This is a genomic window from Micromonospora craterilacus (assembly GCF_003236315.1).
Taxonomy (GTDB): domain Bacteria; phylum Actinomycetota; class Actinomycetes; order Mycobacteriales; family Micromonosporaceae; genus Micromonospora; species Micromonospora craterilacus.
In genome coordinates this window covers 17,563-40,678 of record NZ_POTY01000025.1, presented here as the reverse complement: position 1 = coordinate 40,678, position 23,116 = coordinate 17,563, and the positions used below count along the sequence as shown (strand labels likewise).

The window sequence follows — 23,116 nt, the reverse complement described above, 5'->3', positions numbered from 1 at the left end:
GGGCAGGATGCTGCGCGCCGGGCTGGGGGCGGCCGGTGTGCCGCTGACCTGGTTGGTGGACACGGACCGGCCGACGGTGGTCAAGAAGCGCATCAGCGTCGGGGGGCACACCCTGCTCCGGCTCGACGAGGGGCTCGAACCGCGGCCCAACCCGGCCACGGCGGGAACGACGTTGGTGGCAGCCGCGCAAGCGGCGATCGAAACCGCGGACGCCGTCGTCATCAGCGACTACGACCACGGCACGCTCGGCAACCCGGAGCAGATGTTCGGCGGCGTCGGCGACATGGTGCTCGTCGTCGACGCCAGACACCCCCACCAGTACGCCGGGCTGCGGCCGACCGCGGTGACACCGAACTACGCGGAGGCCGTGACGGCTCTGGGCCTGACCGCGCTCGACGACGGTGCCCAGCGGCTCGAACAACTCCGGGACAAAGGGCCGGATCTGCTCGGACGTACCGGCGCCGGATGCGTCGTGGTGACCCTGGCCTCGCTCGGCGCCATGGTGTTCGAGCCGAACCGGAGGCCGTACCACAGCCGGGCCCCGCAGCGGGTCCCCGGCGAGTCGATCGGTGCCGGCGACGCGTTCGCCGCGGCCTTCGTGCTTGCCCTGGCGTCGGGCGCGGATCCGCCCGTGGCCACGGAGCTTGCGACCCAGGCCGCGACCACGGCGGTCGCGGCGTCTGCGGGAACGGCCGTCGTCGATCGCGCCAGCCTGATGGCCCGGTGGCACCAGCCCAGCAAGCTGCTGACGCCCGACGACCTCGGGCAGTGGGTCGCCGCCACCCGCCGCGCCGGTTGCCGCATCGTGTTCACCAACGGCTGCTTCGACCTGCTCCATGAGGGACACGTGACGTTCCTGAGCCAGGCCAGAGCCTTGGGGGAGGTGCTCCTGGTCGCGGTCAACGACGACGCGAGCGTACGGGCACTCAAAGGGGCCCAGCGCCCGGTCGTCCCGCTCGACGGACGGTTGCGGATGCTGTCGGCGTTGAGCTGTGTGGACGGCGTCTTCGGGTTCGCCGCAACGACGGCGACCGAGCTGATCCGGCGGGTACGCCCGGACATCTACGCCAAGGGCGGCGACTACCGGGACAGCCGGCTACCCGAGTCAGCCGTTCTGGCTGAACTCGGGATCGAGGTCCGTGTGCTGGACTACCTTCCAGAACGCTCGACAACGAGCATCATCGATCGTGTCCGGGCGCTGGGTTGAGCGCCAGCGCGCCACTACCGAAGCGGGCCAACGTGGGTGCGAGCCGAGTAAGCGAAGAGGCGATGATCGCCGTGCTGGTCGACGCGTTCGAGGAGATCGGCGCGGCCGACCGTACGGCCCTCGGGCCGGCCTGCCGGATCGGTGATCTTGATTTCGACTCGCTGGACGCCGCGGAGATCTTCAACAAGGTCTCGGTCGCCTTCGACACGGATATCGAGCCACGCCAGGTGCGCAACAACTGGTCGGACCTGACGATCGCCGGACTGGCCGCGCACTTCGCGGAAGTGATCGACCAACATCGACGATTGGTCTAGTCCGGGTCGGCACGCGCGGCTGTATCTGGGAAACCGGATGTTTGGCTAGGTTGGCCGTGTCGGTCGTCACCGCACCGCTTAGGCCAGAGCATCCGAGGAGGTCTACCCATGACGCTTCCCGGCACGGCCGGCATCCCGCCACGGACAACGGACCCGAACCACCCGGCCCGCAGGCATTCCTGGAACGACACCGACCGGCCCTACCCCGGCGGACTCACCATGCACGAGCTGGTCCACCGACAGGCACTGCGCAATCCCGACGCGATCGCCGTCCGCCACACCAGCACCACATTGACCTACGCCGGCCTCGAACGCCGCGCCGACACCTGGCGCCGCCGACTGAACGCCCACGGCGTCGGACCCGGCGACCGCGTCGGAATCCACCTCGACCGCAACGCCGAGCTCGTGGCGGCGCTGCTCGGCGTCCTCAACTCCGGCGCGGCCTACGTGCCGCTGGACCCGGCCTATCCCGACGACCGGCTGGCGTTCATGACCGCCGACGCCGGCGTCCGCGCCATCGTCTCCACCGACGAGCGGCTGGCCACGGTCCTGCCGGGCACGCCCCTCCTGCACCCCAACGCCACACCACCGGCACGGCACCACCCTCCGGCGCCCACCCAGATCACCGCCGAGAGCCCCGCCTACGTGCTGTACACCTCCGGATCGACCGGGCAGCCCAAGGGAGTCACCCTCACCCACGCCAACGCCGTGGACCTGCTCCACTGGTCGGCCGAGACGTTCGGCGACGACCTGCGTCAGGTCCTCGCCTCGACGTCCATCTGCTTCGACTGCTCGATCCTCGAGATCTTCGGGCCGCTGGCCTGGGGCGGCACCACCGTCGTCGTCGACAGCGTCATGGACGTCGCGACCCGCCCGGAGGCGTCCGGGGTACGCCTGCTGCACAGCGTCCCGTCCGTCATCGAGGAACTGCTGCGGTCCGACCGGCTACCGCCGGCCGTACGCACCGCGATCGTCGGGGGAGAGGCGCTCTGGGCGAACCTCGTCGACAAGGTGTACGCCCGCAGCGCCATCACCCGGCTGGTGAACCTGTACGGGCCCACCGAGTGCACGAGCTACGCCACCATGGCCATCGCCAGGCCCGACAGCGGTGACACGCCGCCCATCGGCCGACCGATCGCGAACACCCGGATCTACCTGATCGACAGCGGCCTACAGGCGACCGAACCGGGCGAGCCGGCCGAGATCTGCATCGCCGGTGCCGGCGTGGCATCGGGATACCTGGGCCGGCCGGCACTGACCGCGCAGCGGTTCCTGCCGGAGCCGTTCAGCGGTCGACCAGGAGAGCGGATGTACCGCACCGGGGACCTCGGACGGGTCGACGACAACGGCGAGCTGTACTTCCTGGGCCGCATCGACGACCAGGTCAAGGTCCGCGGCGTCCGGGTGGAACCGGTCGAGGTGGAACAGGCACTGCTCGGACACCCCCACGTGCACGAGGCCGTGGTACTCGCCGCACCGGATCCCACCCGAGGGCTCGCGCTGACCGCGTACGTCGTGGCCGACCTCGACCTGTCCACCGGACCGGGACAGCTGCGCTCCTACCTGCGGGACCGCCTGCCAACCCCGCTCCGGCCCAGCGCATACGTCTTCATGCAGCGCCTGCCCCGCGCACCGAACGGCAAGATCGACCGTCGTCGCCTTCCCGCCGCCGCGCCCGCCGTGCCCTGCGCCTCGGCCGTCTCCCCGGCGCCACCGTCCGGGCTGGCGGGGCTGCTCGCCGGATACTGGGCGGAAGAGATCGGCATCGCCGCCGTCGACGTCGACGCCGAGGTGTTCGACCTCGGCGCGCACTCCCTGCCGGCCCTGCGGGTGCGGGCCCGGACGGCACAGGCGCTCGGCGAGGAACTACCGCTGCGCCTGTTCTTCGAACAACCCACCGTGGCGACGCAGGCTGCGGAGATCAGCCGGATCCTCGGACCGAGACTGCGCATACCCGACGGCTCCCCGACCCCGTCCCCCACGAAACCGGGCGCGCCGACCAGGGGCCGCCTGTCGCCGACCCAGGCGGCGATCCTGAGCCGCGCCCAGGCCCGCCCGGACGGCCAGCACGTCACCGTGCCACTGGTGGTCCGTCTCGCCGGCGACATCAACCCCACCGCGCTGCGGCACGCCCTGGATACCCTGCAGCGGCGGCACCACCTGCTCACCGACGTACTCCGCCGCACCGCCGACGACACCGTGACCTGGCAGCCCGGACAACCACAACCCGTGCCCCTCGTCGACCTGACAGGCTGTCCCGTGGACCGCCGGTCGCACCTCGCCCGCACGGCCGTAGAGCGCCTGCTGCGCCGGCCATGGCGGCTCGAACGGGAACCGCCACTGCGCTGCGCCATCATCCGGATGGCCGACGACGAGCACGTCCTCTGCGTCGCACTGCACGCCATCGCCGCCGACGCCTGGACCGTCGAGACCGTCAGCCACCAGATCCTCGCCCTCTACGCCGGCGCCATCCACGGGCGGCCAGCCGACGACGACGGCAACGGCTTCACCCAGTACCAAGAGGTGGCCGACGAGCGCCGCGCGCTCCTGGACAGCCCGCTGGGCGAACGCCAGCGCCGCCACTGGCAACGTCGGCTGCGCGGCCTCACGCCGTTGAGGCTGACCAGCGACAGCCAACGGACCGCGGATCCGGGGTCGAGCACCCAGACCGTCTGCACGATCCCGGCACCGATCGTCGAATCTCTCCAGCACGCGGCCAGGACCGAAGGGGCGACACCGTTCATGGCCCTGCTCGCCGCGTTCGCCGTGGTCCTGCACCACCGCTCAGGGCAGGACGACATCGCGATCGGTTGCCCCACATCCGGGCGACTGCGCCCCGAACTGGCCACCGTCGTCGGCCCCTGTATGGACGCCATCGTCATCCGCGCCGACCTGACCGGCCGCCCCACCTTCCGCGCCCTGCTGCGCCGGCTACGGGAGCAGGCGCTGGAGGCGTACGCCAACGCCGACGTGCCGTTCGTCGAGTTGGCGGCCACGGCACCGACGGAATCGAGCCGACATCCGCTGTTTCAGGCGAGCATCGTCATGCAGCAGCGACCATCACTTCTCGACCCCTCCTACAGCGCGGAACTGGCCTGGCGTCACCCCATCGGCGCGGTGGAACTGTCCGGATTCCTCGACCACCCGCCGATGACCACGCTCGACGTGGAACTCGCGCTGTTCGAGCGCGACGACGACATCGAGGCCGTACTGACATGCCGGACCGACGTCTTCGCACCGACGGACGTGCCGGCGCTGGCCGACGCGTTCGTCACCGCGGTGACGCGAGCGGCGCGGGCACCCGACCTGCCGGTCACCGAGCCGGCCCTCGCATAACTCCCATGTCCAGACCCCCGGGTGCCGCCTCGCAGCGACGACCCCGACATTCCCTCTCCCGAAAGGCTCAGACAGGCAGATGAGCGCAGCGATCCGGTCATGGTGGCGGCGACGGGTACCGGTCCGGCTCCAGCTCACCACGGTCGAGTGCGGAGCGGCATGCCTGGCGATGGTGCTCTCCCACCACGGCCGCCGAACCTCCGTGTCCCACACACGGCAACGCTGCGCACCTGGACGTGGCGGCGTCAGCGCCCTGGCCATCGCCCAGGCCGCCCGCTCCTACGGCATGCGGGTACGGGGCCTACGCGGCGAACCCACCGCGATGCCGCACGTCGCGCTGCCCGCCATCGCCCACTGGGAACGCGATCATTTCGTGGTAGTGGAACGGTGGAACCCCCGCTACGTCGACATCGTCGATCCCGCCTGGGGCCGTCGCCGGGTGACGAAGCAGCAGTTCGACGAAGGTCTGTCCGACGCGGTGCTCGAACTGCGCCCCGGCCCCGACTTCGACACCTCCGGCGACGAAGGCCCGTCCAGCGCCAAAATCCTGGTCCACATGATCACGCGGTTGCCCGGCATCCGGTTCCTGCTCCTGCAAGTACTGCTGGTCACCGTTGCGCTGCAGGTGTTCGGGTTGGCCCTACCCGTCACGACCAAACTCATCGTCGACGAGGTCTTCGGCCTCTCCCGCGACGACCTGGTCGCGCTGCTGGGCCTCGCCCTGCTGGTGATCATCGCGGCCCAGGTCATCGCTGCCTACCTGCGCGCCCTGCTCCTGATCTACCTACAGGGCAGAATCGACTGGCAACTGCTGGTCGGCTTCGCCGGTCACCTGTACCGGCTCCCGCTGCGGTTCTTCCACCAGCGCACGACGGGCGATCTCGCCACCCGGATCAACGGCATCGCCGCGCTGCGAGACCTGATCGCGAACCAGACGCTGACGGCCACGCTCGACGCGATGCTCGTCCTGACCTACTTCGTGCTCATGTTCGCGTTCGACCCGGTGCTGGCCTCCGTGGTCGCGGCGGTCCTCGTCATCCAGGTCGTCATCGTCGCCAGCACCCACGGCCGAGCCCGAGACCTGCTGGCCCGCAGCATCGCCGCGCAGACCGGCGTCAACGAGTACGTCATCCAGACCATCTCCGGGATCTCCACCGTCAAGGCGGTCGGCGCCGAACGGCGTGTGGTCGACGAGCTCACCGACCGGATCGTGGACTGGAGCGCCACGACGTTGCGACGCAACCACCTCGGCGCCGGGCTCGACACCGCCACCGGCATGCTGCGCATGCTCACCCCACTGCTCGTACTCTGGCTCGGCGCGTGGCGGGTACTCGACGGGCAACTCAGCATCGGCACCCTGCTCGGCTTCACCTGGCTCGCTGCCGCCGTCCTCGCACCGATGTCCACGCTGCTGGCGAACTGGCAACGCCTGCAGGTGGCCGCCGTACAGCTCGAACGCATCGGCGACGTGCTCAAAGCCGCACCGGAACGCGGGGGTGACCAGGACCCGAGGCCCGGGCCCGAGGGGTCGCGGCTGGAGCTACGCGACGTGACCTTCCACTATGACGAGGGATCGCCACCAGCAGTTTCCGACGTCACCCTGTCCGTCGAACCCGGACAGCGGGTCGCGATCGTAGGACGCAGTGGCGCCGGAAAGACCACGTTGGCGATGCTGATGCTCGGTCTCTACCAACCGACCTCGGGTGAGATCCGGTGCGACGGCGTTGCGCTGCCGGACATCGCGCCGGTGGCATTGCGGCGCCGATTCGGTGTCGTGCTGCAGGAGCCGTTCACCATGCGGGCCAGCATCCGCGACAACATCGCGTTCGGGCTGCCGGAGGCGACCCTGGACGACGTGGTCTGGGCAGCCCGCATTGCCGAAGTGGACCCCGAGGTGAACCAACTGCCCCTCGGCTACGACACGCCACTGGCCGAGCGGGGTGTCGGACTCTCCGGTGGGCAACTGCAACGACTCGCCATCGCCCGGGCGTTGGTCCGGCGACCGTCGATCCTGGTGTTCGATGAGGCCACCAGCCATCTCGACGCGGAAACCGAACAGCGGATCGTGGCCAACCTTCGCGGGGTCACCTGCACCCAGGTGGTGATCGCCCATCGGCTGAGCACGATTCAGAACGCCGACGTGATCGTTGTCCTGCACGAAGGGCAGGTCATCGAGGCCGGCAGCCACGCCGACCTGGTCGAGTCCGGTGGGCCGTACGCCGTCCTGGTCGCGGCCCAGACCGGGGCCGGCGGCGACCCGGAGCTTCTCGCCGAACTGCTTGCGTTCTACGAGATCGAACCGGGCTGACCGGCCGCGCCGGAAACGCCAATAGAATCGGTGCGAATGGGAGGAATCAGATGAAGATGATCAGAGCAATACCCGCGTTGCCCGTGTCGGACGTGGCCAGGGCCGTGGAGTACTACACCGGACGTTTCGGATTCGAGTCACGCTACGCCGACGATGACTACGGCATCGTGGGCAAGGACGAGGTGGAAATCCACCTCTGGCCCGCCAACAAGCCGAACACCCCCGGCGCGGAACCACACCTCGCCGGCAGCGCATCCTGCCGGATCCAGGTGTCGGATGTCGAAGCCCTCTACGGGGAACTCGACCGGGCCGGCATCGTGCACCCCAACGGCGCGCTGGACGATCATCCGTGGGGGCGGGAGTTCACCACTCTCGACGCCGACCGCAACGCCATCACCTTCTTCCAGCCCTGAACCCGGACCCGCCGCCAGCGTTGGCAGGCCGACAAGACGACGCAGGTTCGCAGTGGGAGAGTGCATCCGTGGCCATCGTCCGCCAACCGGGAGACGCACCAGCGCCAGCCGAAAGCGTCTCACATGCGGAGTTCACCGACCTCTACACCAAAAAGCCCGACCCATGGGACCTGGCCACCAAATGGTACGACCAACGTAAGTACGCGATCACCGTCGCATCCCTTCCGCGCCCCCGCTACCGCCGCTGCTACGAGCCCGGCTGCTCGATCGGGGAACTCACCAAGCTGCTGGCAGCCCGATGTGACGAGCTGTTGGCGGCCGACTTCGTCGAGTCGGCGGTCGCCCAGGCACGCACCGCGGTCCAGGACCTCACGAACGTCACGGTCACCAGAAGCGTGCTGCCGGCGGAACTACCCGATGGCCCCTTCGACCTCGTGGTGGTGAGCGAACTGCTCTACTACCTGTCCACCCGGGACATGAAGCAACTGGTCGACGGCATCGTCGAACGACTGGAACCGCACGGCGACCTCGTCGCAGTGCACTACCGCGACGACCGCCGCCAGCACTACGACGGCGTCACCGTCCACGCGGAGCTGCTGTCGCGGCCACAACTGCACAGCATCGTGCACTACGAGGACGAGGCATTCATCCTCGACATCCTCAGACGGCGTACGCGCGGCACCACGCTCATTCACGGCGCCGTACAGGCTGCCGGCAACCTGCTGCCACGAGGTGCCGAACGCCGCCGACCGACCCGCTTGACTCCCACCCCGGACGGCCATGACAAGGCCCGGCAATGAACAACCGCACCCGGCGAGCGCGATGACTGCACGCCCCCAAGGCAATCCTTGGCTCCGTCGCTTCCACGACGTTCCGACCAGCCGCCTCACGCTGGTCTGTTTTCCGCACGCGGGTGGCTCGGCCGGCTTCTTCCATCCGATGTCGGCTTCGGCCAAGCACGCCCTTCAGGTCGTCGCCCTGCAGTACCCCGGGCGGCAGGACCGCAGCGGCGAACCCCTCCTGACCACGCTCAGCGAACTGGCCGACCAGGCATACGACGCGCTGCGACCGCTGATGGGCAGGCCGCTGGCGTTCTTCGGGCACAGCATGGGAGCCACCCTCGCGTTCGAGGTGGCAGTTCGCATGAGACAGCGTCTGGAGAACAGCCCGGTGGCGTTGTTCGCCTCCGGCAGCCGCGCGCCCTGCCGGCCTCGCCTCACCGACGCCGTGCATCTGCGCGACGACAACGGGCTCGTGGCCGAACTTGCCGCACTCAACGGGACCGACCCGCGACTTCTTCGGGAACCTGACCTGCTTCGCATCATCCTGCCCGTCCTCCGCGCCGACTACATGGCAGTCGAGACCTACCGCTACGAGGTGAGCTTGAAGCTCGACTGCCCGATCATCGCGCTGGTGGGAGACGCGGACAGCAAGGTCGAGGTCGCCGACGCGCGAGCGTGGCGCGAACACTCCACCGGCCCCTTCGAGCTGAGGACGTTCCCCGGCGGCCACTTCTACCTGACGGACCACCGGACACAAATCACCGATCTCGTCATCAACCAACTGCTCTACCCGGCGTGAGGCGCCGCTGTGCGCCATCCGTTGCGGAGCTTGAGCGCCTGCTGGCTGACGTGTTCGGGTCGGATCTCGCTCGGGAAGGAACCGAGGAGGACTCGTCCGTTCGGCTCGATCCCGCCTTTGCAGCTGGCCAGCAATTCCTCGACTGCGTCGAGGTTCGGCTCCTCCGTCTGGCTGCCGTAGCTCAACGCCGTCGGCGTGATGAACCGGACGTCCCGCAGACCGCTGGGACGCTGCGAGCGCGCGACGGCGGACATGCTTGCCGCCTGCTGACCGAGCCCCGGCCCCCGCCGGGCCAGCTGGCATCGGCGACGTGAGAGGTGTGGCGCCCTGGCGGATCCTCAGGCGCAACGCGTAGTCGTGCAGTGGAAGACCTGGGCGGTCGCGCGCCCACGCCTTCGCTGCCGCCCCGATCCGGCACCGTCGCAGTAGGTCATTACACCCTGCCTGGTGCCTTGCGCCAGCACCCTTCCACTCGCAGACGAGCAAGTGCGGCCGCGGAACTGATCGATAGAGTGAGCCATGGGCCCTGACACTGATCCGCGCGATGTCCACGTGGTCGCTGTCGGCATCGACCAGTACGCGGCGGGCGGCGAGTGGAGCCTGGTCGGTCCGGTCGACGACGCCCTCCGGTTTGCCCGCTGGTTCGCGGCCCGAGGAGTTCCGCCGGGGCAGGTGACCGTGCTGTCGTCGCCCGATCCCGGTCCGGACGCCGTACCGCCGGGAGCCGTCCTGCGGCCCGCCGACCGGGCGACCGTACGGGAGGTGCTGCTGCGGGAGCTGCCGACGCGGCGGGGATCGACCCTCTACGTGATCTGGGGCGGCCACGGCTATGTCGACACCGGCCGGCACCGGCGGCTCTACTACGCCGACGCCACCACCACCGACGCCGGTGCCCTCGACCTCGACTCCCTGCTCGCCACCTTCGCCTCCGACCTCGTGCCGGCGTTCGGCCGGCAGGTGTGGATCGTGGACGCCTGCCAGCTGCACGATCGTCCGCAGGGTGCGCGCTCGACCGGCAACGAGACCTTCCCCGTCGGGGAACCGGTCGCCGGTCGGCGGCAGGATGTGCTGTTCGCCGCCGGTCTTGGCCAGGCCGCCGCCAACCTGCGGGTGCGGCGTACCGGATTGTTCAGCCGGGAGATACTGCGGCTGCTCGACGACGGCGACACGGATCGGCTCGCGGATCCGGAACGGCTCGTGACCACGCTGCGGGACCGGTTCACCGAGCTGCGGTCGAGCGGCCTCACCGCGCAGACCCCCACGTACCTCTGGTACCGCAACGCCCTCGGCGACGAGGGTTTCCTGCTGAGCAGACCCACGGCCGGGCAGCCGGCTCCCGCGGCGCCCGCGCCGCCACCGCTGACCGCCATGGCTCCCCTCGTGGACGCGCTCCTCGAGATACCGGAGTTCCTGCGACCGAACGACCGTGAGGAGATCCTGTCCCTGCTGCGCGGCCAGGTGTACGCGGCCATCCGGCGCAACAGCGCGGCGCGGCTCGATGCCATCAGTGTCGTACGAACCTGTCTGCGGTTTCCGGGTGCCCTTTCGGAACTCGTCGAGGCGGTTCGGTTCTTCGCCTCCGACGACGCGGCGATGGCCCGGGTCGAGGCCGGCGCGGCCTCGTTGGCGGCGCACATCTGAGCCGGATGGCGGCGGCCTGGCGCGTCCACATCGGAGGATTCCGTTCCGATCCGGTCTGTGGTGACGGTCGCTCGGCGCTTTCGCTGCCTGCACACATAAGTAATGATGGAGTTATCGACTGTCATCATCGGGAGGGTTGCCGTACATGGAGGAACGCCTCGCCGGTATCGAGTCTGAGCTGCTCGACCTGTCAGCGGTGACCGTAGCGACCCTGCGCACCGTTGACCTCACCGGCATGACTGCGGCGATCTCGCGGGTGCGAGAGCGAGTTGCCGATTCGGGGGGCAGCATCAGCGGCTACAACGGCTCTTTCCCGAGTCGGATGCGTCCCGCCGGGCCGGACAGGGAGGAACATGTCGAATGATCCCGTTCCGTTAGGTCCGACCTATCTCGAACACGCGCACTTCAACACCCTGGCCGCCGGTGCCGGAGACGAAGCGACCATCGCGGCGCTCCGGCGGTCCGAGCGCAGCTGGCGGCTGATCGTGCTACGGGCCCTGCTGGACGCCTGCGTCGCCCGAGCCGACGCGCGCGGTCCGCTCGCACCAGTCACCGACGCCTGGCATCTGCTGGTGCAGGCCCACGCTGCCGCTCCGGAGAGCACCGAGGACGTCCTGGCCCAGCCGCAGGTCGGCATCTGGGCCGCGCACACCCTGCGTCGGCTGGGCGACGGCACCGACACGCCGGTGCCGTTGTGGCTGGACGTCGGATACCTGCACGCCCTGGCGGCGGCGAGCGCCACCCGGGCCGGCCTCTCCTTCGAACTCGACATCCCGGCCCGTCAGGGGGCCGCGGTACTGCCCACCGTGGGTGCCGCGTCGGTTCCGCCGGACGTTGCGGTCGTCGGCGTACGGGCCCGCGACGGACAGGTCGATATCGAGACCGGCAGCCGCACCGTGCGGTGCCTACCGGGCGACCCGGACTGGCATGAACCCATCGTCGTCGAGGTCCGCGCGGGCGGCTTCGGCCTCCGGGTCGAGCTGCTCGACCGCGATGTGTACCGCGACCTGCGCGGGCCCTCGTCGCCGCAGCCGCTGCCGGCGGCCGAGGTCGCCCGTTGGCGCGCGAATCTCGCCGACGCCTGGAAACTGCTGGCCGGCGAGCAGCCCGAACGCGCCCAGGCAATCAGCGGAATCGTACGGACCCTGGCACCCGTGCCACGCCGTGAGCGCTTCCGCCCACTGTCCGCGTCCGGCGCCGAGGCGTTCGGGGGCATCCTGCTCTCCGAACCGGACGATGCGGTGGAGCTGGCCGTGACCCTGGTGCACGAGTCGCAGCACCACAAGCTCGGCGCCGTGTCGCACCTGCTCACCCTCTGCGAGGCTGGCGACCTCCGCTACTACGCCCCCTGGCGGGACGACCCCAGACCGCTGCCCGGCGTTCTCCAAGGTGCGTACGCATTCGCCGGCATCACCCAGTTCTGGGGGGTCCACCGAATCCAGGCACCGCCGGGGGAGCGGGCGGCCGCAGACTTCGAGTTCGCGCTGTGGCGGCGGCAGACCCTCGACGTCCTGCGGATGATCGCGGCGTCCGGCCGGCTGACCGCGCACGGCCAGCGGTTCGTCGAGACCCTGCACACGGAACTGAAAACCTGCCAGGACGACCCGGTGCCCGCCGCGGCACTCGACGCGGCCGACGCCGCCGCCCTCGACCACCGCTCGATGTGGCGGGGCCACAACATCCGCCTGGACCCCGCCGATCGGGACGCGCTCGCCTCGGCCTGGCAGCACCGTGCCCCGGCGGCGGAGGCGGTCGTCGCCGTCGGCGCCGCGAAGGTGCTGGCGGAACCGCCGCCGGGCCTGCTCGACGCTCGGGCCGTCCTGCGCAGACACCTGCTGGTCGACCCGGACGCCTTCGGCCGAGTGCGCGCCGCACCCGACGAGGTGGGGGACCGGGTGGACGGCACCACCGCGGCCGACCTCGCCCTCGTGACCGGCGACGTCGAACGGGCGCGTGCCGGCTACCTCGGCGAGCTGAGGCTGGACCCGTCACGCGTGCACGGCTGGGTGGGTCTCGGCCTCACCCAGATCGACCGTCCTGCCGATCCGGCGACGCGGGCCCTGCTGGGCTGCCCGGAACTCATCCTGGCCGTCGTCCAGGGCCTGCGGTCGCGCGGGTCCGCAACGGTGGCCCCGGATCCGCTGGAGCTGGCCAGCTGGGTCGGCCGTGGGCTCCCGGATCGGCAGTTCGACCCGGTCGACCCGGCGGGTTGGCCGGTAGCCTGACCCGCCGGATGGACCGCGGTCGCACTACAGGGGGAGCGGGTCGATGTCGCAGTTGGCCCGTACGCCGGCGCCGACCGCCGCGACCGCCGGGTGCCGGACACCGAGGACCTGCCGCAGCTGCTCAAGGCTGGTCTCGAACAACGTGCTCGCCTCCGCGCCGCGCCCGAGTTCCCGTAGATCCATGGCGAGGTTCAGCGCGCACACCAGCGTGGTGGGATGGGTGCTGCCGAGCACCTGACGACACTGCGTGAGGGTGTCCGCGTCGAGGACCTGGGCCTCGGTGTAGTCGCCGAGCTCGTAATGGTCGCTCGCCAGGTTGATCCGGGCGGCCAGCACCAGGGCATGCGATGCGCCGAGCCGGCTGACCAGCCGCTCCGACGCCGCCTGGTCGAGGTCCCGGGCGCGTTCGCACTCGCCGAGCAGCCGAAGCGTCACCGCCAGGTCGACCTGCGCACCCGCGGTGTGCGGGTGGTCCTCGCCGTACAGCCGGCGCAGACCCTCCACCGCCAACTCCGCCGCGTCCTTGGCTGCGCGCAGGTCGCCGGTCAGCCGCTGGTCGATGGAGAACGTCAGCGTGGCGAGCACCGTGTCCGGATGGTCGCCGCCGTAGCGCGTACGGAAGCGGCGCAGCACGTCGCTGGAGAGATCGAGGGCGTCGTGGTGGTGACCGGCCTTGCGCCGGAAACTCGCCAGCATGTGGCTCTGCCGCAGGAGATCCGGGTGGTCGTCGTACTTGAGCATCCGGCGGGCCGTGGCGACGACGTTCTCCTGATTCGCGTGCGCCGCGATGTAGTCACCGAGTTCCCGCCGGTCGAGGTTGATGCCGCCGAAGGTGCTCAGGCTGTCCGGGTGGTCGGTGCCGTAGATCTGCACCAGCCGCTGGTAGGTCTGCTCGTCGAGCTGGAGCGCCCGCCCGAACAGGCCGGACAGCCGCATGCTCACCGCGAGATTGTGCGCGGCACGCAGCGTGAACGGCTCCTCCTCACCGAAGTTCTGTTTCGCCTGTTCGTAGACGACGAGCGAGCGCTCCAGCGCGCCGGCGAAGTCACCGGCGACCCGGTGGTCGGCGGCCACCGCGCCGATCGCGTCCAGGGTCTCCTCCTGGTCCTCGCCGAGGGTCTGCCGGTAGAGCTCGAGCGTCCGGGCGTTCAGCGCGGACGCGGCGGCGTAGTCACCGACGACGAAGTGCATGAAGCCGAGCCAGCTCGCCATCCGGAGGCTGTCCGCGTCGGTACCGCCGTCGTCGGCGGTCCAGGCCGTCCACCCCCGCTGCGAAAGCTCCCGCGCACCGAGGTGGTCGCCCCACCGCCAGAGGTACTTCGCCTCGTTCAGCACCATGTCCCGCACGAGATCGTTCGGGCACTCCTCTGCTTCGGAGGCGACGATGTGCGGGTACAGCTCGGCGTACCGCGGCCAGTGGTCGGCGTTGTCGGGCTGGTCGGGGTCGTTGCCGGCCAGCAGCATGTGGGCGCCGTGCCGCAGGGCGTCGCGTTGCTCCGGTTCCATCTGGTTGATCAGTACACGTTGGACGAGGCGGTGCATCTGGAAGGAGTTCGTCCGGTGGTCGATTCTCGCCAGCGAGAGGCGGCCGATCGTGCGGATCGCCCGGTTGAGGCGGACCGGGTTGCGGACGAGGGGATCCAGGTCGGGATGGATGCGCAGCGCGCGTGGCTTCGACAGGAGCACCCTGCTGATCGGTTCGGGCGCGAAGAACGAACACATCTCCAACAGCCGTAGCGCCGCGAGGTCCTGGTCACGTAGCCAGTTGAGCGACACGTTCCAGGCCGCGGCGACGAGCTCCGGGTAGTCCTGCTGCGTCGTCTCGTCGTCGAGGACCGGCCGGCTGGCGTCGAGGAGCGCCAGATACTCGTCGGCCGGCATCCTCGTCTCGGCGCGCCAGGCCGCCGCCTGCTCGATGGCCAGCGGAAGGTCGCTCAGGGCGGCGGCGAGTCGGTCGGCGTCGTCGACGGCCAGGTCCGGCCCCCGACGGCGGAGCAGGTCGATGCTCTCCTGCCGCTCGAACACGTCGACCGGAAGGCTGTTCGCGATTTCTCGCCACCCGGCGTTGCGGGAGGTGACGACGATGCTGCCTGGTCCGCCCTTGGGAAAGAACTGCTCGACGTCGTCCGGGTCCTCGGCATTGTCGAAGATCAGCAACCAGTTCGAGTACGGACGGCCGATCCGCAGTGCCTCCAGCACCGCCGGCACCGCCGTGTTGGCGGTCGCCGGAACCGGTAGGTCCAGGCGCGCCGCCAACTCCACCAGCGCGGACTGGATCTGGGCCGGTCGCTCGGCCGGAATCCACCAGATGAGGTCGAAGTCCTGCTGATGCAGGTAGACGTACTCGATGACGAGTTGCGACTTGCCCACCCCGCCGGCGCCGTGCAACGCCTCCGGCAGCACGGCGGTGGTGCCGGCGCGCAGCCGTTGGTGCAGGGAATCGAGGAGTTCACGCCGGCCGGTGAAGTTCGTGTTCCGCAGCGGCAGGTTGCCGACGACGGCCGGTAACTGCCCGTCGAGCCGCTGTACGGACTGCAGGTCGTGGGTCGGTGGCCTGCTCGGGATGATGCCCGACTCGGCGTCCAGCGTGACGTGCGGTGCGGTGCCGAACGAGACCCCCGGGCCCGGCGAGTTCACTCTGTCAGACATTCCGGACTCCATGGTGCTCTGAGCGGTAACGGAAGGCGGCTGAAGTACTCGACGTACCTGCCGTGGGACGGGAGAGCCGAGCGCCTGGCCCAGCCGCGCGGCTGCCACGAGGTTCGGCCCACCCAGTGAGAGGTGAACAGCCAACTCGACCCGCAGGTACGGCTCGGCGGCCGGTGTGACGCGCTCGTACGACGCGTTCCGCGGATCCTTGACGCGAAGGGTCAGGTTGCGCACCGCCTCCACGTCATGCGCCAGTTCGTACTCCACGACGTGCTGGACCTCGACGGTGCGGTCGCGGTACCCGAGCGTGAGGAGCCGCTCGCGTACGCCGTGCACGAACTCGTACCTGATGCGGGTGTCGCCGGTCGCCGCCGCCCCGTGCGGAACCGGTCGCACCAGATCGCTCGTCAGCACCTCGGTCAGCTGCTCCGGCCCCGACCGGACCACTGTCCTCGCGACGGCGCGCACTACCTGGACGTTGAGTGGAGCGGCCGCCAGCCGTGTGGCCAGCGTGAACGCCGCGGGCGACACGGTCGCCCGGAATCGGGCGACGAGATCGGGAGCGGTGAGCGAGCGGCTCGGCCGGCGGCCGGTCAGCCCGTCCGGTGGCAGCAGCAGCGCGGGCATCCGCAGTTCGCCCGTGGCCGGCCCGGCCAGTAGCCGGCTCCATCGCTGCAACCAGTCCGTGCCGCGTTCGATGACCGGCACGGCCGTCAGCCGGGCGTCGTCGTCCCGTTGGTCGGTGGGACGAAGGTCCAGGCCGCTCACCCGCCACGACGATCGGGTGGTCGCCGGATCCGAGCCGTCCAGGCCCCACGCCACCTCGGTCGTCTCCAGTCCCCGCTCGCGCCAACGCTGCTGGGGTAGAAGGTGGACCACAGCAACGGTCATGTCGGCTGCCCAGGAGACGAGCACGGGGTGGACGAGCCCACCCCGCCAGGCGTCGGACGCGCCATGGGTCAACAGGAAGACGATCCGCCGTCCGGTGGGATCGACCAACTTCGCGGGCGGGGCGTTGACGGCGTCGGGCTCGCCGGTCACCCACAGCGCGCCGTCTTCGACAACCATGCGCCTGACCTCGACCGCGGCGAAGGCGCGTTGAGCCCGTAGCACCGCCACGAACGTCGAGATCTCGTCGGCCCAGAACTCCATCACCGGGTCGTCGTCGACGACCACGACGAGATCCCGGCCACCGTCCGCCGGTTCGACCCGCAACCAGTCGGCCGGTCGGCTCGCGGCCGCTGAGGTCACCGGCACCGATCGGCTCACCACGGAACCGCCGTCGCCGACGCGGGCCACGGCGACCGCACGCGACGGCACCGGCCGGCGACGCTGCCGTCCGTCCGGCGTGGATGCCGGTCGGCGGCGACCCACGTGCCGTGGCCGTTGCCGCTCATGCCAAGACCTTTCGCCTGTCTTCGTCGGCGGAGACCGTTCCACCTGGCTGTCGATCCGGATCGTCGAACAAGATCACAAAGCCGTGCCCGATGTGCTGGTCGAGCCCCTTGGGGTCCTCACTCCACGCCGACTGCCGCAGGTGCTTGGCACGGTGCGGAAGCCCGGTCACCCCTGGGCCCGATGTCTGGTCGCCGAGCATCGACGCAACAGTCTGGCACAGATCCTTTGTGGACGATGGGGTGCGGTGCCAGATGATCGCCGGCATCCCGGACCGCAGCCCGACGAGCAGTTGCCGCTCGCCCACGCTGTCCGCGGTCGGCGACTCGCTGAGCACCAGCACGACGACCCCGCTCTCGCGTTTGAGAGTCGCCTCGAGCTGGACGTCGGCATGGTGCTGCGACGCGCAGTGGATCAGCTGCCGCTCGCCGTCGCGGCCGGCGAGGCCCTGCCAGCGGCCCCGCCAGACCCGGTGCCACTGGCTGGCGCGGAGGCGTTCCAGGCTCCTGATCACCAGGGGATACTCCGTGGTCAGGGGACTCGGCATCGGTGACTGGAGTTCCTTGCGCCAGGTGTCGACCGGTTCGTTGATCAGCTGCCAGGGCAGCACGAACTCGATGGTCACCGCGCCGGTCTGATCCGCCCAGCGCCGTTCGGTCTCGTTGATGACCTGGTCGACGGCGGCCTCGAGGTCCCGGTACGGGATGTGTCGGTCCTCGCCGCGGATCGGCTGCCACACCGTGGACGCCCACTGATACCAGTGCGACATGATGTAGGTGTCGTCGTCACCGCCGTACTTCTCGAACTGGATCACCAGGTAGGCGGTACCGACGGGCGCCGGAGGGCTCGGCCGGGACGCCTCGATCCGGTCCGCGACTCCCCAGTCCTTGGCCAGCTGCGCGACGAACTCGCGCATCCGGTCCAGCGATGCCTCCGGTACGGCCGTCGCCAACCTGTCCAGCAGCGGCAGCCACGGCGGCACCTCGGCGTGCGAGTTCGCCGATGCGAGGTGGGTGAAGAGATCCCAGGCGGTCCTGCACCAGGGAGGGGCTGGGGTCGCCCGGGTCTCGGCGACGAACCGCCGCAGCTCCCCGGTCGCGTCGACGGTGGACAGCAGGCCCCGCAGCCAGGGAAGGTCGTAGTCGGCGAACAACTCGACCACCTGCCACTCGTCGGCCAGCCGCACCAGCGCGATGGTCTGGTCGCTGCCCGGCTCGAGCAGTTCCAGGCAGTCGACGAGGCAGCGCAGCCCGCCCGCTCGATCCACGCACACCGTGACCAGCTCGACGATCTGGGGCCGCAGCACGCTCAGCTCCCGGTAGCCCAGTGCGCCCCCCAATGCGTGGCCCAGCTCCTGAAGCAGCAACTGGCGGCTGTTCGGGTCGCGGATGACCGACGACTCCTCCATCACGGTCGCGATCTGGCCGACCAGCCGGCGGCGCTCCTCCACCACGGCTGGCGAATAGCGCCGCGGCCCCTCGTGCACGGGCCTCATCTGATCGCTCGCTGGCGCGAGCTCGGCGGGGCGCTGCGGCCCGCCGCCATCAGGAGGGCTCCGACCTGAACGGGTCGAGCCTTTCCAGCGCCTCGACGACAGCGGCCGCCTCTCCGTTCACCTCCACGCGTCGTCGCTGGACACCGTCGTCGAACGTCGCGCGCACACTGACCTGCCCGGTGCGTCGGCGCAGCATCGACTGCAGGGCGTACCACCCGGCGGAGGAGGCGATACCGACCATGATCTGGAGCAGGGTGTCGGTCACCAGACCGCGCGATGAGACGAAATCGCATTCCCCGGTGGGATGCCAGGTGTCCACCACAAGACCCGCTGCCAGCAGCTCCTGCATAAGAGCCGGGGTCGATTCGGGGTAGATCAGGACGCCGTCGTCCTCGGCGAGCGGAAGAAAGGTCACGTCGACGCCGGCTCTCGGGCCGGGACCTTGGTGGTGGTCCGCGGCGACAATCGAGACCTTTGGTGACATGCGCCTATCGTATTAGCCGAGGCTGCGGCCGTGGCATCGCGCGAAGTGTCGCCAACTTGACACATTTCAATGTCGCCGAACCTTGACTGCCCATGCCGGACTCGCCGGATGCCATTCGGGGCAGTCCAGCCCGCAAACCTGGTCGCACGGACGGGCATGCGGGCCGATCGGGCCGACGGCCGAGCCGCCGCCCTCCCGGGTGCTCGTCGGCGATGATCCCGCTTTCGCGAAACCGCGCGGTGGGCGCTCCGCGAGGTGTCCGGAGTCGCCCGACATGGGGACGCTGCGCGAGGCGCTGGCCGACCCCCGATCCGGCGGGCCGTGCTCTGCGGGTGCCGGGCCTTGAATCCACCGGCGTGGTCTGGCTTCCGGTCTGGCCGCATATCTTGTCTTCCACTATATTAGGTGCATGAGTTCTCGGGCGATGACGGAACCGGCCTTCTTCATCCTCACCGCGCTGCTCGACGCCCCGCGCCACGGCTACGGGATCGTTGCGGAGGTCGCAGAACTGTCGCGGGGGCGGGTGCAGCTGAAGATCGGCTCCCTGTACGGGACCCTGGACCGACTCGTCGGTGAAGGCCTGGTCGAACTGGACCGCGAGGAGGCATGGCAGGGACGGTTACGCCGGTACTACCGGTTGACCGAACACGGCCGCGAGGCCCTCGACGCAGAGGCTCAACGGCTGGCCGCCAACGCGCGCCTCGCCTCGACCCGGTTGCGCGACCGGCGGAACCCGATCACAGGGGCGACGCCGTCGTGAGCCGGCTCGAGGAACGCTACCGCTTCATCCTGCGACTGCTGCCCGCCGACTATCGGCAGGAATGGGAAGACGACATGGTCGCCGCCTTCCTGGAGAGCATGGACACCGGCGATCCCGAAACCACCGCGTACGCTGCGGACTACGGCTGGCCGAGCATGTCGGAGGTCGCCAGCATCGTGTCCCTCGCCGTTCGGTTGCGTCTCGGCGGAGCCGACGCGCCACCCCGCTCGTACGCCTGGGGGCAGGCCGTGCGACTGGCGACCCTGATGGCGATGCTGACCCACGCCGTCATGGTCACCGCCAGCATCGCCGTCACACTGTGGCTCTCCGGGAAGTTCGCCTGGTTGCCAACTCCCGCATCCGAATGGGCGATCACTCCACCGTCGAGCATCTGGCACACCGCCTGGCACCTCGCCGGCTACGCCTGGTTGCCGGCCTACATCGCGCTCGTACTCGGACACCGGCGGGTGGCCCAGGCAGTCGCCCTGCTCGCCATCGTGCCTACCACCATCACCACCGTCGTGGCACAAGCCACCAGTGACGGACCGCTGACCGTGTCGCCCTGGGCGGCGCTCTTCATCGACGTCGCCCTGCTACTGGCCATGACGGCCTTCCATCACGAGGCCCCACCGGTGCCGCGCCGCCCGTGGCTCCTCGCGCTGCCGATCGGCATTCTCCTCGTCCCCGTACCGCTGTTCACCATTCAGGCGACCACACCGGCGCTGAGGCTTCTCGACTGGCCGGGCCTGTCATGCGCGGCGGTGACCGCCGCCATGGTGATCCACCTGGCCGTTCGCGCATCCCGTCGTCCATCTCGCACCCTGCCATGGTCACTGGCGCTCACCCTGCTCGCCGTGACCACGCTCGCCCAGCGAACCGCGACCCTGCCCGACTACCGTCACCAGGTGCAACACGCCACCCTCACCACGATCGCCTCCGTGCAGGCCATTGCCGTCCTCGCGGTGGGCGTACCGCTCGCCGTGCTGGCAATCCGAGCACTGCGCCAACTTCCACCGATCCCCGCCGCCGCCCCGAGACCTGTCACATCAACCGAATAGGACTCGCCCAACTCGCCACATCGGCGTCCCGTTTCCCGGACTGCTCTCTGTGACGGTACTGCCGCGGCCGCCGCCAGGGGGTGGTGGTGGGTCGCTCGTCACCAGCGCGAAGAACCCATCAGCGGGGGACAATGGCACCCGACGAGGGAGGCCGGCGATGGGTGAGGATCGAGAGCACGCCGAACGGTCAACGGACGAGGAGTTCGCCCGGCTGCGGCACGTCAGGTTCGGCGAACTGCCCGCCCGAGTCGCGCCGACCGAGGAGCTGGTCGAGACCGTGGACACAGACCCCCCGCACGAGGAGCCGCCGCAGCCTCCAGTGCGCCGGGAGTGGGGGGCGTAAGCAGCCGCAGGGCGAGACTCAACCCCAGCGATCACGCGGTCTGCTCGAGGCCAGCGACTCGGCCGAGCTCGGTCGTCCGGTCGAGGAGCGGGTCGTGGTCGTCGCGGGCAGTCAGACTGCTGGCGATGACGGTGTCCACACCGGTGCCCCGGGCCTCGGCTGGCCGGTATCGGACGGTTGCTGCTTCTGGCGAAGACTGCAGGATGACGCCGGGGCGCCAGGATGTCCCGCGGTGTACCCAGACCCGGTCTCCTGGGCAGAACCCGTCGGGTGGGGTCGTGACGGTCGGCGTGCCATGGTGCGGCGCAGACATGATCTCACCTTCGTCGCGGGCCAGCTCCGGTCGTTGCTGCTCACCTGGCACCGGTGGGCCGGCGCCATCACGAGCATGTCAGCGCGGGAAGGTGCGTGCAAGATTTCACGACGACAAAACATCACGACGAGATCCTGCGCGAGCGCTGTCTTCGGTTACGCTGTGTCGGCCACGATTTCATAGTGAAAGGCCCTGCCATTGCTAGGCATGGAGGCTCAGGCCGTCCACCTGGGACTTCGTGCACGCTGGCTTTCGCTCCCCGTCGATAGGCGCGAACGGAAAGTAACCAAGCTGGGGTGGGATTGCGCCCGGGCAGTATCCAGGACCAGAGAGCCGGTCACCAGCACGCCGTCCATGGAGGAAATAACCGATGCACGAAAGCACCGGATGGATCATGTCCAGCAGGTCGACCGGCAACGGCGGCAGCTGCGTCGAGGCGCGCCGCCACGATGGTCTGATCGAGGTCCGCAACAGCAAGAGCCCGTCCGCCGGCAGCGTACGGTTCACCTCGGAGGAGTGGGACTCGTTCCTCTTCGGCGCCAAGCGGGGGGAGTTCGACGGGCTGCTCGCTGACTGAACGGCGTGGCCCACGGCACAACGCCGGGTTGGCGAACGCGGTGACCGCGAGACACCGGCGCCCGCCGAGGCAGATCGGCGGGCGCCGGAGCTGGAATGGGGAGAGGGCTGATCACGGCTGGCGGCGCACGTTCGCCGCCAGGCCGGTTACGGCTTCCGGCCGACGGCTACCAGACCGGAGCTGCGGGCCGGGTCGTCGGCGAAATCCGCCGGGTCCTCGGGCGTGGGCCGCCACTGCGGCAGCCACACCACGCCCGGCTCGACCAGGTCGAGACCGGCGAAGAACTGCTCGAACTGCCGCCGGGTGCGCAGGTGAAACGGAGTTGCGGTGTTCCGCCGGTACAGTCCCTGGGCGGTCTCCACGTCGTCCTGGTCGACGTCCCCGCCGTCGGCGGAGGCGTGCGACGCCACGAGATAGCTGCCCGGCGCGAGCGCCGCCCGCAACTGCCCTACCACGTCGTACGCCAACTCGTCGTCGGGTACGAAGTGCAGGACCGCGCCCAGCAGCAGGCCGACCGGCCGGTCGAGATCGAGCAGCGCCCGCACCTGGGGGTGCGCCAGGATGGCCTGCGGCTCCCGCAGATCTCCCCGGATGGCGGTGGCCCGATCGTTGCCGTCGAGAATATCCAGGCTCTCCGACACGGCGACCGTGTCGATGTCCACATAGACCACCCGAGCGTCGGGCGCGGACCGCTGGGCGATCTCGTGGACGTTGCCCTCGGTCGGGATACCCGAACCGATGTCGAGGAACTGTCGCACCCCGGCCTCGGTCAGGTGGCGCACCGCTCGCCGCAGGAATGCACGATTGGTGCGGGCCAGCACCGGTGCCAACGGAAACATCTGTGCCATCGCCTTGGCGGCTTCCCGGTCGGCAGGGAAGTTGTGTGTCCCGCCGAGGTGGTAGTCGTAGATCCTCGCCGCAGTCGCCGGCTTCGCTCCGCCAACCTCGTCCACATCAGACACCGATACGGCCCTCCATGATGAGTGTCGCCACGCGTCCCTGCCCCGACCGGGCTCG

At 69.8% G+C, this 23,116-nt stretch carries 19 protein-coding genes; 14 read left to right on the top strand and 5 right to left on the bottom strand.

Annotated elements, in window-relative coordinates; all coding sequences use genetic code 11:
• The 7 genes from C1I95_RS06740 to C1I95_RS06710 all read left to right on the top strand — a co-directional run.
• Nucleotides 1-1,207, top strand: a 1,207-nt coding sequence (locus tag C1I95_RS06740; RefSeq protein WP_146605654.1) for a PfkB family carbohydrate kinase, incomplete at its 5' end; no start/stop codon positions are given.
• A gap of 62 nt (nt 1,208-1,269) precedes the next feature.
• Nucleotides 1,270-1,521: a phosphopantetheine-binding protein gene (locus C1I95_RS06735; protein WP_111212895.1), complete on the top strand. Its 252-nt coding sequence runs from the start codon at nt 1,270-1,272 to the stop codon at nt 1,519-1,521.
• Nucleotides 1,522-1,629: 108 nt separating this feature from the next.
• Nucleotides 1,630-4,857: a non-ribosomal peptide synthetase gene (locus C1I95_RS06730; protein WP_111212894.1), complete on the top strand. Its 3,228-nt coding sequence runs from the start codon at nt 1,630-1,632 to the stop codon at nt 4,855-4,857.
• A 79-nt stretch (nt 4,858-4,936) separates the two neighbouring features.
• The gene (locus tag C1I95_RS06725) at nt 4,937-7,165 is read left to right on the top strand and encodes a peptidase domain-containing ABC transporter (protein ID WP_111212893.1); all 2,229 of its coding nucleotides are present in this window, start codon (nt 4,937-4,939) and stop codon (nt 7,163-7,165) included.
• A gap of 50 nt (nt 7,166-7,215) precedes the next feature.
• On the top strand, nt 7,216-7,578 hold the full coding sequence (locus C1I95_RS06720; RefSeq protein WP_111212892.1) for a VOC family protein: 363 nt from the start codon (nt 7,216-7,218) through the stop codon (nt 7,576-7,578).
• A gap of 68 nt (nt 7,579-7,646) precedes the next feature.
• Entirely contained in the window at nt 7,647-8,378 is a 732-nt protein-coding gene (locus C1I95_RS06715; RefSeq protein ID WP_233513402.1) for an SAM-dependent methyltransferase, read from the top strand.
• A gap of 22 nt (nt 8,379-8,400) precedes the next feature.
• Nucleotides 8,401-9,159: a thioesterase II family protein gene (locus C1I95_RS06710; protein ID WP_111212891.1), complete on the top strand. Its 759-nt coding sequence runs from the start codon at nt 8,401-8,403 to the stop codon at nt 9,157-9,159.
• On the opposite strand, the gene C1I95_RS06705 is transcribed toward C1I95_RS06710, so the two are convergent.
• Nucleotides 9,147-9,413 (bottom strand): hypothetical protein, encoded by a 267-nt coding sequence (locus C1I95_RS06705; RefSeq protein ID WP_233513401.1) that lies wholly within the window; start codon nt 9,411-9,413, stop codon nt 9,147-9,149. The genes C1I95_RS06710 and C1I95_RS06705 overlap by 13 nt on opposite strands.
• A 265-nt stretch (nt 9,414-9,678) precedes the next feature.
• Here C1I95_RS06705 and C1I95_RS06700 point away from each other — a divergent pair, with 265 nt between their 5' ends.
• From C1I95_RS06700 to C1I95_RS06690, 3 genes are all read left to right on the top strand, one after another.
• A complete protein-coding gene (locus C1I95_RS06700) occupies nt 9,679-10,800 on the top strand; it encodes an effector-associated domain 2-containing protein (RefSeq protein WP_146605653.1) in 1,122 nt (373 codons plus the stop codon).
• A 145-nt stretch (nt 10,801-10,945) separates the two neighbouring features.
• Nucleotides 10,946-11,164 (top strand): hypothetical protein, encoded by a 219-nt coding sequence (locus C1I95_RS06695; protein ID WP_111212889.1) that lies wholly within the window; start codon nt 10,946-10,948, stop codon nt 11,162-11,164.
• Nucleotides 11,154-13,025: an HEXXH motif domain-containing protein gene (locus C1I95_RS06690; protein ID WP_111212888.1), complete on the top strand. Its 1,872-nt coding sequence runs from the start codon at nt 11,154-11,156 to the stop codon at nt 13,023-13,025. Before C1I95_RS06695 ends, C1I95_RS06690 begins: the two co-directional genes overlap by 11 nt.
• A 24-nt stretch (nt 13,026-13,049) precedes the next feature.
• Here the strand turns inward: C1I95_RS06690 and fxsT are convergent, their stop codons facing one another.
• The 3 genes from fxsT to C1I95_RS06675 form a co-directional block, all read right to left on the bottom strand.
• Nucleotides 13,050-16,994, bottom strand: coding sequence for an FxSxx-COOH system tetratricopeptide repeat protein (gene fxsT / locus C1I95_RS06685; RefSeq protein WP_111212887.1), 3,945 nt, complete (start codon nt 16,992-16,994; stop codon nt 13,050-13,052).
• 73 nt (nt 16,995-17,067) lie between these two features.
• Nucleotides 17,068-18,564 (bottom strand): VMAP-C domain-containing protein, encoded by a 1,497-nt coding sequence (locus C1I95_RS06680; protein ID WP_146605652.1) that lies wholly within the window; start codon nt 18,562-18,564, stop codon nt 17,068-17,070.
• A gap of 49 nt (nt 18,565-18,613) precedes the next feature.
• Complete coding sequence (locus C1I95_RS06675; protein WP_146605651.1) at nt 18,614-19,048, bottom strand: hypothetical protein; 435 nt, start codon at nt 19,046-19,048, stop codon at nt 18,614-18,616.
• 409 nt (nt 19,049-19,457) lie between these two features.
• On the opposite strand from C1I95_RS06675, the gene C1I95_RS06670 reads away from it, so the two are divergent.
• From C1I95_RS06670 to C1I95_RS06650, 4 genes are all read left to right on the top strand, one after another.
• Entirely contained in the window at nt 19,458-19,808 is a 351-nt protein-coding gene (locus C1I95_RS06670; protein ID WP_233513400.1) for a PadR family transcriptional regulator, read from the top strand.
• Nucleotides 19,805-20,866, top strand: a complete 1,062-nt coding sequence (locus C1I95_RS06665) for a hypothetical protein (RefSeq protein WP_111212883.1) — start codon at nt 19,805-19,807, stop codon at nt 20,864-20,866. Before C1I95_RS06670 ends, C1I95_RS06665 begins: the two co-directional genes overlap by 4 nt.
• Before the next feature lie 157 nt (nt 20,867-21,023).
• The gene (locus C1I95_RS06660; protein WP_111212882.1) at nt 21,024-21,209 is read left to right on the top strand and encodes a hypothetical protein; all 186 of its coding nucleotides are present in this window, start codon (nt 21,024-21,026) and stop codon (nt 21,207-21,209) included.
• A 683-nt stretch (nt 21,210-21,892) separates the two neighbouring features.
• A complete protein-coding gene (locus C1I95_RS06650) occupies nt 21,893-22,099 on the top strand; it encodes a DUF397 domain-containing protein (protein WP_111212881.1) in 207 nt (68 codons plus the stop codon).
• A 146-nt stretch (nt 22,100-22,245) separates the two neighbouring features.
• On the opposite strand, the gene C1I95_RS06645 is transcribed toward C1I95_RS06650, so the two are convergent.
• Nucleotides 22,246-23,061 (bottom strand): SAM-dependent methyltransferase, encoded by an 816-nt coding sequence (locus C1I95_RS06645; RefSeq protein WP_233513399.1) that lies wholly within the window; start codon nt 23,059-23,061, stop codon nt 22,246-22,248.
• Nucleotides 23,062-23,116 lie beyond the last annotated feature (55 nt).